Source organism: Bradyrhizobium sp. SRL28 (assembly GCF_018596315.1).
Classification (GTDB): domain Bacteria; phylum Pseudomonadota; class Alphaproteobacteria; order Rhizobiales; family Xanthobacteraceae; genus Bradyrhizobium.
The window spans coordinates 102,639-117,493 of sequence record NZ_JAHEAG010000006.1 but is presented as its reverse complement, the minus strand read 5'-3'; the positions used below and the strand labels follow the sequence as shown (position 1 = coordinate 117,493).

9 protein-coding genes are annotated in these 14,855 nt (G+C 62.1%); 5 read left to right on the top strand and 4 right to left on the bottom strand.

The annotated features are described in order from the left end of the window. Positions 1-3: 3 nt before the first annotated feature. Positions 4-3,471, bottom strand: a complete 3,468-nt coding sequence (locus KIP88_RS16225) for a helicase-related protein (protein ID WP_214488933.1) — start codon at positions 3,469-3,471, stop codon at positions 4-6. Between the two features lie 622 nt (positions 3,472-4,093). Beyond that, positions 4,094-4,984 (bottom strand): DUF3108 domain-containing protein, encoded by an 891-nt coding sequence (locus tag KIP88_RS16220; protein WP_214488932.1) that lies wholly within the window; start codon positions 4,982-4,984, stop codon positions 4,094-4,096. Between the two features lie 435 nt (positions 4,985-5,419). On the opposite strand from KIP88_RS16220, the gene rpmB reads away from it, so the two are divergent. The 5 genes from rpmB to KIP88_RS16195 all read left to right on the top strand — a co-directional run bounded on the left by rpmB (position 5,420) and on the right by KIP88_RS16195 (position 12,213). Then, positions 5,420-5,728 carry a 50S ribosomal protein L28 gene (rpmB, locus tag KIP88_RS16215; protein ID WP_057855003.1) on the top strand — a complete coding sequence of 103 codons (309 nt, stop codon included), beginning with the start codon at positions 5,420-5,422 and terminating at the stop codon, positions 5,726-5,728. Positions 5,729-5,960: 232 nt separating this feature from the next. Next, positions 5,961-6,695 (top strand): hypothetical protein, encoded by a 735-nt coding sequence (locus KIP88_RS16210; RefSeq protein WP_214488931.1) that lies wholly within the window; start codon positions 5,961-5,963, stop codon positions 6,693-6,695. A gap of 248 nt (positions 6,696-6,943) precedes the next feature. Then, complete coding sequence (locus KIP88_RS16205) at positions 6,944-9,181, top strand: leucine-rich repeat domain-containing protein (protein ID WP_214488930.1); 2,238 nt, start codon at positions 6,944-6,946, stop codon at positions 9,179-9,181. A gap of 235 nt (positions 9,182-9,416) precedes the next feature. Further along, positions 9,417-10,706: a DUF2235 domain-containing protein gene (locus KIP88_RS16200; RefSeq protein ID WP_214488929.1), complete on the top strand. Its 1,290-nt coding sequence runs from the start codon at positions 9,417-9,419 to the stop codon at positions 10,704-10,706. 382 nt (positions 10,707-11,088) lie between these two features. After that, the gene (locus KIP88_RS16195) at positions 11,089-12,213 is read left to right on the top strand and encodes a DUF2336 domain-containing protein (protein ID WP_214488928.1); all 1,125 of its coding nucleotides are present in this window, start codon (positions 11,089-11,091) and stop codon (positions 12,211-12,213) included. A gap of 252 nt (positions 12,214-12,465) precedes the next feature. Here the strand turns inward: KIP88_RS16195 and KIP88_RS16190 are convergent, their stop codons facing one another. Further along, positions 12,466-13,566, bottom strand: a complete 1,101-nt coding sequence (locus tag KIP88_RS16190) for an LLM class flavin-dependent oxidoreductase (protein ID WP_214488927.1) — start codon at positions 13,564-13,566, stop codon at positions 12,466-12,468. Between the two features lie 129 nt (positions 13,567-13,695). Beyond that, positions 13,696-14,808 (bottom strand): NADH:flavin oxidoreductase/NADH oxidase, encoded by a 1,113-nt coding sequence (locus tag KIP88_RS16185; RefSeq protein WP_214488926.1) that lies wholly within the window; start codon positions 14,806-14,808, stop codon positions 13,696-13,698. Between the last annotated feature and the right edge of the window lie 47 nt (positions 14,809-14,855).

The following is a 14,855-nucleotide window of genomic DNA, read 5'->3' as shown; positions in this document are numbered from 1 at the left end:
CGGCTATTCCTTCCGGCCGGCAAGCTGTTCTTTCAGCGCCGCCAGTTTTGCAAATGGCGAATTGGGATCGACCGGACGATCGCGCTCGCGCGGGCTGGCGCTGGTCGCCCATTGACGGTGCGAGGGGCCGCTATCGCGCTTGTCACGACCGCCCTTGTCGCGTCCGCCGAAATCACGGCCGCCGCGCTCGCCCTTGTCGCGACCCCCACCACCCTTGTTGCGGTCACCCTTGTTGCGATCGAACTTGTCGCGGCCCTTGCCTTCAAAACGCTCGCGGGGCGGACGGTCCTGACGTGTTTCCTGACGCGCTTCAGCCGCCGGTGCGCCCTCAGCCGCCACCGGGGTCGCCGTGGCATCCGCCGGCACACCCTCGCGGGGTTTACGAAACTCGTTGTTGCGGCGGCCACGGCGATGGCGTTGCTCGCGCTGAGCGCCCTCACCGCCTTCGCCGCTGGCTGCAGGCGCGCCCTCCGCCGGGCGGGCGTGATGGCGCTGGCGGTTGCGGTCGTGATGCGGGCGGCGCTCCTCGGAACGGCCACCCGGCCGCCAGACTTCGACGAGCTGCGGCTCGGCTGGCGGCGCATCGGGCTTGGCTTCGACAGCGGCTTCTGCGGGAGCGGTTTCTGCGGCAGCGCCTTCAACGGGAGCTTCGCTGGCGGTGGCGGGCTCAGCCGCAGCTTCCGCGGCGCTGATCGCCTGCTCTGCCTCCTGTTCCGGCGGCGCGTCCGCGATCGCGGCTTGCGCCGGCGTGGTCTCGGCGGGCGTGGCTTCGGCGGGCGCAACCTCGGGCGCAACCTCTTCGGTCGCTTCCGCCACCGGCGTGACATTGGGCAGCAATGAAGCCGACGACACGGGCTCGCTCGCAACAGGCAATTCGGCAGCAACTTCTTCCGCCGGCGTCTCTGCCGTTGTCTCCACCGTCGTCTCGGCACTCGCCTCCACCGGCGGCGTCTCAGCGGCGACCGTCTCGACAACGACCTCGGGCGAGGGCGCGGGCTTCGGCGGCAATGGCGGGCGCTTGTCCATGCGGTAGCCGAGCGCGCGCAGGATCGAGGCAAAGTCTTCGCCGGCAGATCCCGTGAGCGAGGTCATCGCCTGCGTCACCACAAAGCCGCGGCCGTCGAACGCACCCGTCGGCTTTTCGCCGGGCGAAGACTCGCGCCACGCCAGCGCGGGCCGGATCAGATCGGCGAGCCGCTCCAGAATATCGACGCGCACCGCGCGCTCACCGCACTGGCGATAGCCGAGCACACGATAGGCGTCGCGATGCAACGCCTTGTCGACCGGGAACGAGGTGCGGCCCGAGCTCGCCAGATGCTGCGCGCCTGAGAGCGCGGACATGTCGACATTGTCCTGCTTCTCGGCCCACAACAGCGAAGCCAGCGCGCGCGCGGCGGGCTTCAGCAGCCCGGGGAAATAGATGTGATAGGCGCCGAAGCGCACGCCGTATTTGCGCAAGGTGGCGCGCGAGGCCTGGTCGAGATCCTTCATCTCGGCGGAAATTTTTGCGCGCTCCAGCACGCCGAGCGCCTCGACCAATTGGAACGCGATGCCGCGCCCGATGCCGGTGATGTCCTCGGCCTTCGACAATCCGAACAGCGGGCCAAGCAGCTTTTCGATATGCGTCTTCAGCCACAGATCGAGCCGCGCCTGCACGGCCTCGCGCGGCGCGCCGGAGAGACGATCATCAGCAATGATGCGCAATCGCGGATGCAGCGCGTCGTCGGCGGCGACGAGCTTTGCGACGGCATCGCCGGTCCAGCGGATGGTGCCGTCCGACGTCAACACGAACTGGTCGTCGGGCGCCGTGCTAAGTTTTGTAGCGCGCGCGTCGATCTCGCTGGCGAGCACTTGCTGGGCAGCGGCCTGCAACGCTTTCGCATCCGAGCCGGCTTCCGCCGCATCGGGTGCAAATGTAAATCCATCGAGCCGGCCGATCGCGTGGCCTTCAACAATCACTTCGCCGGTCTTGCCAATTTCCGTATTCAAAACACTGTTCTCCCGCAGGCGGCGCATCAATACACTGGTACGGCGGTCAACGAAACGCTCCGTAAGCCGTTCATGCAGCGCATCGGATAATTTATTTTCGACCTCCCGGGCGATCCCCTGCCAGTGATCGGGGTCGGACAGCCAGTCCGGGCGGTTGGCGACGAAGGTCCAGGTGCGGATTTGCGCGATCCGGCCCGACAGCGTGTCGATATCGCCGGTCACGCGGTCGGCCTGGTCGACCTGGGCGGCGAACCATGCGTCAGGGATCCGGCCCTTTTTCATCAGGAATGCATAAAGCGTAGTCACGAGCTCGGCGTGGGCAGCCGGCGCGATCTTGCGGTAATCCGGGATCTGGCAGGCGTCCCACAGCCGTTCCACGGCGGCGGCGCCGTGGGCCATGTCCCTCACCTCGCCGTCACGTGCCGCATGATCGAGCACGCGCTGATCCTCGGCAATCGGCGCGCGGGTCAGCGCCTCGTGCCCCGGCGGCAGCGCCAGCGACACCTGCAGCGCGCCGAGCGAGGAGAAATCCAGTTTTGAGTTGCGCCACTGCAGCATTTTGACGCTGTCAAACGTGTGGTTCTGCAGCGCGTTCACCAGTTCCGGCTCGAACGGCGCGCAGCGCCCCGTGGTGCCGAAGGTGCCGTTGCGCGTGGCGCGGCCCGCGCGGCCCGCGATCTGCGCGAACTCGGACGGGTTGAGCCTTCGGAACTGATAGCCGTCGTATTTGCGGTCGGAGGCGAACGCCACATGATCGACGTCGAGGTTGAGCCCCATGCCGACGGCGTCGGTCGCGACGAGATAATCGACGTCGCCGTTCTGGAACATCGCGACCTGCGCATTGCGTGTGCGTGGGCTAAGCGAGCCCAATACAACAGCAGCGCCGCCATGCTGCCGGCGGATCAATTCGGCGATGGCGTAGACTTCATCCGCCGAGAACGCGACGATCGCGGTGCGTCGCGGTTGGCGCGTGATCTTGCGGTCGCCGGCGAATTCGAGCTGCGACAGCCGCGGTCGTGTGATGATGGACGCGCCCGGCAGCAGCCGCTCGATGATCGGGCGCATGGTGGCGGCACCCAAGAGCAGCGTCTCGTCGCGGCCGCGGCGATGCAGGATGCGCTCGGTGAAGACGTGCCCGCGTTCGAGATCGGCCGCGATCTGGATTTCATCGACGGCGAGAAACGACACGTCGAGATCGCGCGGCATCGCCTCGACGGTGGAGACCCAGTAGCGCGGGTTCTTCGGCTTGATCTTCTCTTCACCAGTGACGAGCGCGACCGCTTCAGCGCCGGCGCGATCCGCGATCTTGTTGTAGACCTCGCGCGCGAGCAGCCGCAGCGGCAGGCCAATCACCCCTGACGAATGCCCCAGCATCCGCTCGATCGCCAGATGCGTCTTGCCGGTGTTGGTCGGCCCGAGCACGGCGGTGACGCCGGCGCCGGGCGCGCGATCAGCCGCGAACGTGGAAGGTGAGAAAGCCATTATGTGCAGGTGTTTCTATTAGGTGCCGATCGTCATTGCGAGCGAAGCGAAGCAATCCATAGCGCCGCACGCGGAGATATGGATTGCTTCGTCGCTTCGCTCCCTAGCGCAAACGCTTTCGCGTTTGTCGCAGGCAATGACGGGGAAACTCAGAACTTCGTCCTTTGGCACCATCTCGGCCGATTCTGTTTCATTCTGCGACGGCGATGCGGTCGCGGCTTAAGCTCTGGAACGAGTCTGGAACGAAACGCGCCCGAATCGCTGACTCCTCCCGAAACCCGATACGTTCACCGCAACATCTCGCGCTGACACCATCGGGGTGGCACTAGATCAAGTTTGTGACGGCTCCACAAGCGACGGTTTGGCGGTGAAATCCTTAAAGGCCGGAGTCGAATCAGAAGTGGTCAAGAGTCAAGGCGATTCAGCTATCTCGTCGTCCCTGCTGGCCGTCGTCCCTGCGAACGCAGGGACCCATACGCCGCGGCCGTGCGGCTTGGAGGCGGTGGGAGTTGCTACTGCCTACAACAATGAACTCCTGTGGTTATGGGTCCCCGCTCCCGTGCGCAATTGCGCACTAGGCAGGGACGACGGCGGAGCGGGGATCACGAGCGCGCCCGAACCCTCAATTCGTCTTCGCCACCCTCGGCGGCGCTGCCGTCGTCACAAACGACGTCGCCTCCAGCATCGCCGGGCCAAACGGCGTCGGAATGGTCATGCGGAATGGAACCAGGACGCGGGTTCCCGCGATCGGCACGAAGGCGATCTCGATCCGGCGTTCGGTGGCGAGATATTTGATTACGGGGCGATCGGGGATGTAGCCCGCGATCGGCGTAAAATAGACCGCGCAGACCAGCGCCGGCCCGTGATAGCCGCGCTCGGCCTTCACCGTTTCCATGCGCTTGTAATCGAGCTTGAGGTCGTAGCGCAGGCGCCCGTCGAAGATGCCGGCGCCGGTGCGGCAGGCCTCGGGCGACAGCACCTCGCCGTTCCCAGGCACGCGCAGCATCGAGCCGGTCATGGGATCGAGCACGCCCTTGCGGTGCGCCTCGGTGACGACGACCCGATCAGGATCGACCGGCGGCACCGGATCGATCGAAAAATCCTTCACGCCGCCATTGGCCAGCACCAGCCGAATGGTTTCGGACTTCTTCTGCGTGGTGGTGGTGGCGGTATAGGCATTGGCGACCAGCACGCCGCCCACGACGCGGCCCTGGCTGGCGCCGGAACCCGTGCCGCCGGAAAACGCCTTCAGGAGGCCCGCGGTGCCGCCCTGCGCGGAGGCCGAAAACGTGTCGTCGCCGATTTCGATGGTCCAGCTACCCTTGCCGACCGGGATGCCCGACAGCGTCGCCTCATACTGCGCATCCAGCCGGCCCTGCGCGGAAGCCGCCTGCGGCGCCAGCGCTGCGAACGCTATGGCGCACAGGCTGAAACCGAGCCGAGAGAGGGGCGAAACGGCGCGTTTGGCGGTCACGAATGGCTTGTCCCGGGATCGGCGCGAGTGGCTGTTCATTTAGGCAAAAATATCCGGCAAACAACGCGTGCTTTCGCGAAAACCACGCTTGAAAGACCCCTCAGCGCCATCAGCCTCTCGCGGAAGCGCCAAGGTCTCTACGATCGAAACCCATGATGTCGGCGCGGATTGCGCCCTTTATATGATGGCTTAAGTGGCTGGAACGCCTTACAAACCCGCCGAATCCGCATAGCGTTTTCAAGGGAGGCCTGCCCCGGACTTGGGTCCCTGGGCGGATTTCCGGTCCGCGCGAAGAAAACCCGTCAAAACAAGGGGCTTGGGCTGGTCGGAACGGGCTCCACGCCGGCCAAAAACCTTGACGGTTCGGCCGTCTCACCCTATACGACCGCAGTTCCTGGAAATGGACGCGATTTTGGACCCCCGCGCAGCCGCGAGATGCGCTTGCCTATGGCGGGGATGGAAGAGGATTTTGCAATGTCCCGGCGCTGCGAACTGACGGCCAAGGGCCCCCAGGTGGGCCACAAGGTGAGCCACTCGAACATCAAGACCAAGCGGCGCTTCCTGCCGAACCTGGTCAACGTCACCTTCATCTCGGACGCGCTCGCCCGCAACGTGCGCCTGCGCGTCTCGACCAACGCGCTCAAGAGCGTCGACCACAATGGCGGCCTTGACGCCTACCTGATCAAGGCCAAGGCCGACGTGCTCTCCCCCCGCGCCCTCGATCTGAAGCGCGCGATCGAGAAGAAGGTCGGCAAGCCGGTGTTCGTGAAGAAGGCGAGCTGAGTTTTAGCTACATCGGCGGATCGGAGTTTGCAGCGGCCGGGTCGAAAGATCCGGCCGTTTTTGTTTGCGCACATCACACACACTCTCTCCGTCATGGCCGGGCTTGACCCGGCCATCCACGTCATTCGTCTTTAGTAGTCACGGTATTTTCACGGTGGATATAACGCGTATCCACCCTTGCCCACCCCCTGCGGTTGCGATTGTATTTGCGACGGGTCTGGGGGTTCTTATCATGCGTAATCTGGGAATCGTGGCGCTTTGCGCCGCGCTGGGCGGCTGCGTTTCAACAAACGAAACGATCGCTTTTCGAGCTTCTCCACAGCAACAGGCCATGATGCGCGACGGGCAACCGGCGCTCGTTTCACGTCAGAAGAATTCGCTTGTGCTGGTCCGTCCGGCCTCGCGCCAATTGCAGGTGAACGGACGACCGGTGTTCGTCGTTGGAATAAACAACGTCGGAAAGCAGCCGACGGAGTTTCGCGTTGCTCAGGTAGAAGCCATCCAGCACGTCGGCGGTTCCGATTTCGGAATGCAGATCGTCACGTTCGAAATGCTGCAGCAGGAAGAAAAAAACCGGCAAGTGGCAGCGGCCATTCTTACAGGCGTCGCCGTTGCTGCGAACTCCTACGGCGCCTCAAACGCTGGTCGCGGCACCTACACGACGCCAAGCGGCCGCACCGGCACGTTCTACAGCCCTACCGCTGCTGTGATTGCACAGAACAACGCCGCCATTCAGAACGAGGCCATGGTGGCAGCCACCGTCGAAACGGGACAGCGCAACATGGCCGCGCTTGAGCAGACAGTCATCAAGGACAACACGCTCATGCCCGGCGAATGGTATGGCGGCCAGTTGCACATTGCGCCCCCCACCGATCAGGCCGGCGGCCAGAAGAGCTACACGATTGTTATCACCGTCGGACAGGATCGGCACGTGGTGGATGTCAATCAGGGGCCGGCGGGGACGTAGTAGCAAGGGAAAATGCATCGTTGGCGGCCGCGCATGGATAGCGGGACAAGGGACAATCGACTTGCACAAGTTCTCACGATCGCTTCGCAGCCGCTGACCAACATCCAGCACCAGATCAGTTGGTAAGATGCGCAACCTTTATGATCTACAATCTTGGACAATCAACACACGCAAAACTAGCAATTCCTGCTGACAAGCAACGGCTCGCAGTGCGGGGGCGCTCTAATCGCGGATCGGAGGGGAGGCGCATGGACGACGAAAGGACCATATTTGCTCGCAAATTCAAATTTGAAGATCCCGAGGAGGCTTTCAAGCAAGCTCGGAGGCGAATCACTAACAACGCTCTACGTCGGCAACAGAAGAGCTTGGACCTCTCAGACTACGGTCTAGCCGAATTACCAACTGAAATCGGTGCACTCTCCGCTCTCACTCATCTGGACCTTTCGGGCAACCGTCTTGCGCGATTGCCATCAGCGATTGGCGACCTCAAAAATCTCCGAAGCCTAAATCTCTCTAGAAACACGTTGAGTCTGTTGCCGATTGAGTTTTGGAATTTAGTTGGGCTAAGAACTCTCCATTTGAACAACAACCAAATCGTTGAACTTCCTCCGACCCTGGAGCAATTGACTGGGTTGGAATATCTAGACTTGAGCAATAACGAGCTTTCCGTTCTTCCCTCGCAGATTGGACAACTGACGAAGCTGCAGCGGCTTCACCTAAGCGACAATCATCTCGCACGACTACCAGCAACGGTTGGGCAATTAAAAAAACTGGTTGAACTTCATGCTGACGAAAACGAAATTACTGAGCTGCCAGAAGAAGTCTTTCAACTTCCAGGACTAATGATCCTGTCATTCAGCGCGAATCAAATCAGACTGCTTCCTGATGCCATTGGACAGCTACAAAAACTTTCATTCCTCGATATTGAAAGCAATAAGATAAGAGACCTTCCATCTAATGTCGGAAATCTAGGTTTGCTCGAACGTCTTCATGCAAGTAACAACGCACTCACAAGCTTGCCCGCAGAGTTGGGAAAGTTGGGTCGCCTTACTTCGCTATTTCTTGCATCTAATAATCTTGAAACTCTTCCAACAGAAATCGGACTGCTCCAAAATTTACGGACACTGGATTTGCGGTCTAACAAGCTGAGGCAACTTATTCCAAACATTGGAAAGCTAGAGTACCTAACCCGACTAAATATGGATGGAAACTTCCTAGAACGTCTCCCAGAAGAAGTCAGCGGTCTCACTAGGCTTCGGCGATTTACTCTGAGAAGCAACAAATTAACCGAGATTCCGAGCACCCTAAGCACGCTTCCCATTCTCGAACTTCTCGATCTAGAGAATAACGCATTGGAGCAACTTCCAAAGGCCTTGGGACACGCACGCTCGCTTGGCAAGGTTACGCCACGGCCCACCAATTCAAAGCTCAAGTCGAATTTTGGTCTCTACCTGTCACGAAATCCGTTGCCACACCCCTATCCTAGCCTCATCGCTCCTGGCCAGCCATTAGCGACGTTGAATGTCTTGGCGTGGCTCCGTGACGAACTAGATACCAACACGTTACCAACGCAGCCCCCCTCGTCAGGCGGACGCAAAGGAAATCCTCCCGAACCAACAACGGAGGCAGGGCCCAGCTTCAAAGTGGTGCAGGGGAAATTTGATCTCGCGCCGGCGCTGGAACTGCAGGAGTTCGACAAGGCCACCCAACAGGCCCTACTGCAGCGCCTAAAGAAACAGAGTGCGCTACTTCAAAACGCAAACTTGAAGGTGGGGAACCAGCATCCCCTCCTTGTTCGCACAATAAATGAATACGTGCTGTCTCTTGCAAAGCCCTTGGACGAAATCGACGTTGTGGAGATTTGGTCCGTGGGTACGAGTGTCTTAGCACAGGCACTAGCGTTCGAGCGACAGGAGGCTCACAGGACCATTTCTGAGCCGCTGGAGCCGGAGCATCTCGCCTTATTGATCGAAGTTTCTAGGTTGCACGGGGGCTTCGTACTTGGCTTCCCGGCCGGGCTGGAACTAACCGCTCGTTCTGACGCTGCCCGCCTAGCCCCCGAAGTCGCCCACCTTATCGAGCGCCCAACTTCCGACATTCTGGCATCATTGTCGAAGCAAAGACGCTTGTTCTCGGAGCGAGCAAGGGGACTTGCGGACGCATTGGACGCGGGCTTGCTCTCCACCTCGTGGGACGCTGCGAGAGTGGGGCACGCTGCTTATGTTACTGTCCGCAATCTCTTAATAGAGGCCGGCAGAACGGTGCTGGCGGCAAACAACCTAACCTCAACGGTCGCGGGGGGCCTCGTCTTTTCCGCCGCTGTTCAACAGTCGGGACTTACGCTGGAGGCGGCCCTACAATTGTCGGAGTTCATCAGGGCCAATACGGCAGAAATTCTATCCTTCGTTGCGCCTTTCCCAGAGCTGCGAGCGTGGGTGGAATGGATGATCAATCACTTCGATGAGGAGGAGAAGCGAGACGGGTGATCCTCACATCCCAGCCTTCGAGCGATTGCGCCGATAGTGCTCACGTGCTTTGGAGGCAACGCAGTTCTATCTTGTGTGGTAGTAGCATTAGACTTGCAGCAAGACCGGTTTGCACTTGCGTTCATGCGTTTATGAATTTGCGGGCTATCTGCCCCAGGGAGCTTCACTGTAAAAATTTTTAGACTTCGTCTATACTCGCCAAGGTAGCATCACCTGATTTCCCCGCGAGTCCTCCATGCGCAACATCATCATCTGCTGCGACGGCACCGGTAACGAGATTTCCGAGAACATCTCCAACGTGCTGAAGCTCTATCGCTGCCTGCGCAAGACGGAGAAGACGTCCCCGCGGCAGCTCGTCTATTACGATCCGGGGGTCGGCACCCTGGCGCGGCCGGATCCGTGGCACAAGCTCAGGCAGGATTTCAACGCGATCCTGGGGCTCGCCACCGGCTATGGGCTCGATGACAACGTGCTTTCGGCCTATGGCTTCCTGGTCCACAACTATCAGGCCGGCGACCAGATCTACCTGTTCGGCTTTTCCCGCGGCGCCTACACCGTGCGGGTGCTGGCGGGGCTGATCCACAAGGTGGGGCTGATCACGCCGGAGCAGGTCAATCTCGCAGGGAGCGGCCTGATCGCCTACAAGCAGTTCTCCTCTGACGAGGCGCCGAAGCTGCGGGCGAAGATCAAGTCGGCCATCGATGTCGCCGCCGCGGAAGACGCAGCGCCGCAGACTGCCTTCGACAACGCCGCACAATTCGCGCGCATCACCTCGGCGCGCTGGCCGACCATCCGCTTTGTCGGCGTCTGGGATACGGTGGCGAGCGTGATCGTGCCGCGGGCCGATCGCTTCTATTGGCCGAGCCTGGAGGAGCTGGCGTTCACCCTTGTGAACCCGAGCGTGCAGACGTTCCGGCAGGCGATCTCGATGGACGAGCGGCGCTGCATGTTCCGCCTGAAAAAATGGGACGACCCGCAGACCTACAAGCACAACCGCTTCAACGACGCGCATGCCGAGCCGCAGGATATCCTGCAGGTGTGGTTCGCCGGCGTGCATGCCGATATCGGCGGCGGTTATCCGGAAAAGGAAAGCGGGCTTTCCAAATATCCGCTGCTGTGGATGATCGACGAGGCGACGAAATGTGGGCTGCAGGTCAACCAGGCCACCGTCAACCAGCTCGCCTGGGGCATTCAGCGCAAGGGCTCACCGTTCTCCTATGTCGTGCCCGACGTGCGCGGCGAGCTGCACACCTCGCTGCGAGGGGCGTGGTGGATCCTCGAATATTTGCCGAAGAGCGCGAGCTACAAGGAGTGGCCGGCGCGAAAAGTCCATTTCGGCTATTACATCCCGGACGCCGAACCGCGCTTGATTCCCGACGGCGCCATGATCCACGAATCCGCGTTGGCACGCATGGACGCGATGCCGAGCTATCGGCCGGTGAACTTGCCGAAGCAGTACGAGAAGTTTCCGATGCCGGTAGCGCCGGCGCATGCGTCGGCGCAGCAAGTGGAAGAGGATGCGTAGGGTGGGCAGAGCGAAGCGTGCCCACCATTTGTGACGTCACTCCATCCATTCGTCATTGCGAGCGAAGCGAAGCAATCCATGGTTCAACGCGGGGATAGATGGATTGCTTCGCTTCGCTCGCAATGACGTGGAGAGACTGCAACTTCGTAGGATGGGTGGAGCGCAGCGATACCCATCACATATGTGAACGGGAGGCATCGATGGGTATCGCTTCGCTCCGCCCATCCTACGTAGCACCACTCGGCCACTGGCCGACCACCCCGCAATCTTACGGCCACATTGCAGCCCGCCCGCGACCCAAATGGTTTACGGATCGTTCAACTCTGCCCCCTATTCTCGCGTATCTACCGCCAGAACCGGCTTGAAACGCTCAGGACGAGCGATGTTGGAACGATCGATCGCCGACGAGGTCGAAGCGGCCATCAAGGCCGGCTCGACGGAAAAACATCTGGATACGCTGAGGCAGGTCACCGACCTGTTTCTGCTGTCCGCCGACGGCTATTCCGGCGAACAGATCGAGCTGTTCGGCGACGTGCTGGAACGGCTGATCCGGACCATCGAGCTGCGCGCGCTGGCCGATGTCTCCGCGCGCATCGCGCTCGCCGAAATGAGCACGCAGCTTGCTTCCATCAAGCAGGCGCCGCCGGCCGTGGTCCGCCGCCTGGCGCACAATGACGAGATTTCGATCGCCCGCCCAGTGCTGACCGAATCGGCGCGGCTTTCGGCCGAGGACCTCATCGAGCTCGCCGGGTGCAAGGGCGAGCAGCATCTGCTGGCGATCTCCGGACGCTGGTGGCTGACCGAAATCGTCACCGACGCGCTGTTGAAACGGCATTATCCTTCCGTCAGCCGGCGGCTCGTCAGCAATCCCGGCGCACGAATGTCGGCCTCAGGCTACGCCATCGTGCTGAAGCAGGCGGAGGGCGATGCTGATTTGGCGATCGAGACCGGCATTCGCGTCGACCTGCCGGCCGACCAGCGCCAGCAACTGCTGCGGAGCGCCACCGAGGTCGTGCGCACGCGGCTGTTGTCGCGCGCGCCGCCGCATCTGTTCGAGGAGATCAGGAACGCGATCGCGGTCGCGGCAGGCGGCGCCAACCGCGAAATGTCGCGCACGCGCGATTTCACCGAGGCCCGCCGCTTCGTCGCAGCGCTCAGTAAGCACGGCAAGCTCAACGAGCCGGCGCTGCTGGCGTTTGCGAAAGAGCGGAAATACGCCGAGACGGTTGCCGCACTTGCCGAACTGTCGCGCTCGACCATCGAGGTGATCCGCCCTGTCATGCAGAGCCTGCGCGACGACGGCGTGCTGATCCCCTGCCGCGTCGCCGGATTGAACTGGGAAACCGTCGCCGCCGTGCTCGAGAGCCGCTTCGCTTCGGGGAGCATGGGCCGCCATGAACTGGCGAAAGCGAAAGAGCAATACGGCAAGCTGACAGTCGAAAACGCCCGCCGCCTGCTGAAATTCTGGCAAGTCCGCGCCGCCGACGCGCCGCCGAAGCCGCATTGATTTGATTGCGCCGCGCCCTCACCGTCATTGCCTGCGACAAACGCGAAGCGTTTGCGCAAGGGAGCGCAGCGACGAAGCAATCCATCTATCCGTTATGCCGCGAAATGGATTGCTTCGCTACGCTCGCAATGACGTGGAAACAGCGGCGCACCACTTCCCTTCTCCCATCTCAACTCGGGTTTACCCGAGTTGAGCATCATATTTGGTCGAAGTCGGATACATCCGACTTCGATGGGAGAAGGAAGAAGAACGTCACGCCGCCTTGGTGAGGTCCGCATCGAGATGCTTCAGCCGCGGCATCACTTCCTGCTTCAACAGGCGCAGCGAATTGTGCCACGCCTCCGGCTTGTGCTTGTAGTCGAAGCCGAACACCAGCAGCGTGCCGAAGCCGCCGACCTCGTGATAGATTTTTTCGATCTTCTCGGTGACGGTCGCGGGCGAGCCGACGATCCAGTTGTTGCGGGCGCAGTACTCCGCGGTGACGTCGCTGTCCGCCACGTCGGGCGCGGCCTTGAGGTAGTCCTTGAAGCCGAAATGGCCGAGCAGAGGGAGAAAATATTCGCTCATCATCCGGCCCATCATGTCGCCGACCGACAGCCGCCACGCCTCCTCGTCGGTATCGGCGATGAAGACCTCGCGCACCAGCCGCCAGTCGCTGCGCTTCGGCTTGCGTCCGGTTTTCGCAGCACCGATCTCAACCGATTCCCAATGGCTGCCGACATAGGCCGGGTTGAGGTTGAGGCTCATCGGAATGTAGCCGCGCTCGCCCGCGAGCTTGAGCGTGTCCGAGCCCTTGGACAGGCCGGCGACGCCGATCGGCGGATGCGGCGCCTGCACCGGCTTGAGGTGCGGCTTGAGGAAGTCGAACATCGTGTCGGGCTTGTTCACCGTCCAGAATTTTCCGGTGTAGGTCCAGGGTGCATCCTCGGTCCACATTTTCAGGATGATCTCCAGCGCCTCGCGGGTCATGTCGCGGTTTTGGCCGGACATGCCGTCGACGTTGAACATCGCCCAGTCGCTCGGCAGGCCCGATGCCGCGACACCGAAATTCAGCCGCCCCTCGGAGAGGTGATCGAGAACAGCAACGCGGTTCGCCAGTTCGGCCGGGTGGTGATAGGGCAGCAGGAAGCCGCCGGGGCCGAGACGGATATTCTTGGTCTGCAGGAACGCCTGTGCCAGCAAGAGATCGGGCGAGGGATGCGGCTCCCAGGGCGCGGTATGGTGCTCGCCGATCCAGGCTTCCTGATAGCCGAGCTCATCGAGCCATCGCAGCGTCTGCAGGTCCCAGTCGTGACCCTCTTTCAATCCGCACTCCGGCGGATGGGACGGCATCGTGAAATATCCGATCTCCATGGGGCGTCCTCTCGCTGTTCATTTTTTCAAAGCGCGTCTGTCGCGCGCAAGCGAGAGCATAGCACGCGACGCGTGCGGCTGAGATATGACGAATCGGATGGGCTGAGGTTCGCGCGGCGGAGTTGCGCGCTACCTCGTCCCGAACGTCGTCGCGCCGAACAGCGCCTTCTGCGTCGAAGGCTGCGAGCGCCAGTATTGCGGCGGGGCGGAAACTTCGCCGCCGAGTTCGGCCGCCGCATGCCAGCCCCAGCGCGGGTCGTAGAGCATGGCGCGCGCGAGCGCGACCATGTCGGCCTTGCCGGAGGCCACGATCTCCTCGGCCTGCTTCGCCTCGGTGATCAGGCCGACGGCGATGGTGGGAAGGCCGGTCGCCTCGCGGATGCCTTGCGCGAACGGCACCTGGTAGCCGGGGCCGAGCGGAATCTTCTGCAAGGGCGACACGCCGCCCGAGGACGCGTCGATCCAGTCGACGCCGCGCGCCTTAAGCTCGTGCGCGAATTGAATGGTCTGCGCGAGATCCCAGCCGCCCTCGACCCAGTCGGTGCAGGAGACGCGCAATCCCACCGGCTTGTCGTGCGGAAACGCCGCGCGCACCGCGTCGAACACTTCGAGCGGAAAGCGCATGCGATTAGCCAACGAGCCGCCATATTGATCGGTGCGCCGGTTGGCGATCGGCGACAGGAACTGATGCAGGAGATAACCGTGCGCGGAGTGCACCTCGATCGCATCTATGCCGAGCCGCTCGGCGCGCTTGGCCGCCGCCACGAAAGCGTCGCGCACGCGCTTCAGTCCCGCCGCGTCGAACGCCAGCGGCGGCGTCTCGCCCTCCTTGTGCGGGATCGCCGAGGGCCCCTCTGCCCGCCAGCCGCCTTCGGACACCGGGATCAATTGCCCGCCGTCCCACGGCGTGTGGCTCGAGGCCTTGCGGCCGGCATGCGCGAGCTGGATCATCACCGCCGCCTTCGAGCGCTTGCGCACCGAGGCGAGGATGGGCTTCAGCGCGGCTTCGGTGGCGTCGTTGTAGAGGCCGAGGCAGCCGGGCGTGATGCGGCCGATCGCCTCGACCGCGGTGGCCTCGATGCAGAAGATCGCAGCCCCCGACAGCGCCAGCGAATTGATGTGGGTGAAGTGCCAGTCATTGGCCTCGCCATCGACGGACGAATACTGGCACATCGGCGCCACCATGATGCGGTTGGCAAGCGTCAGGCCGCGCAGCTTGATCGGGGTAAACAAAGCGCTCATGGGGGATGTCCGGACCGGAGGGAAAGCGACCCGCCATGTCTAGCGAG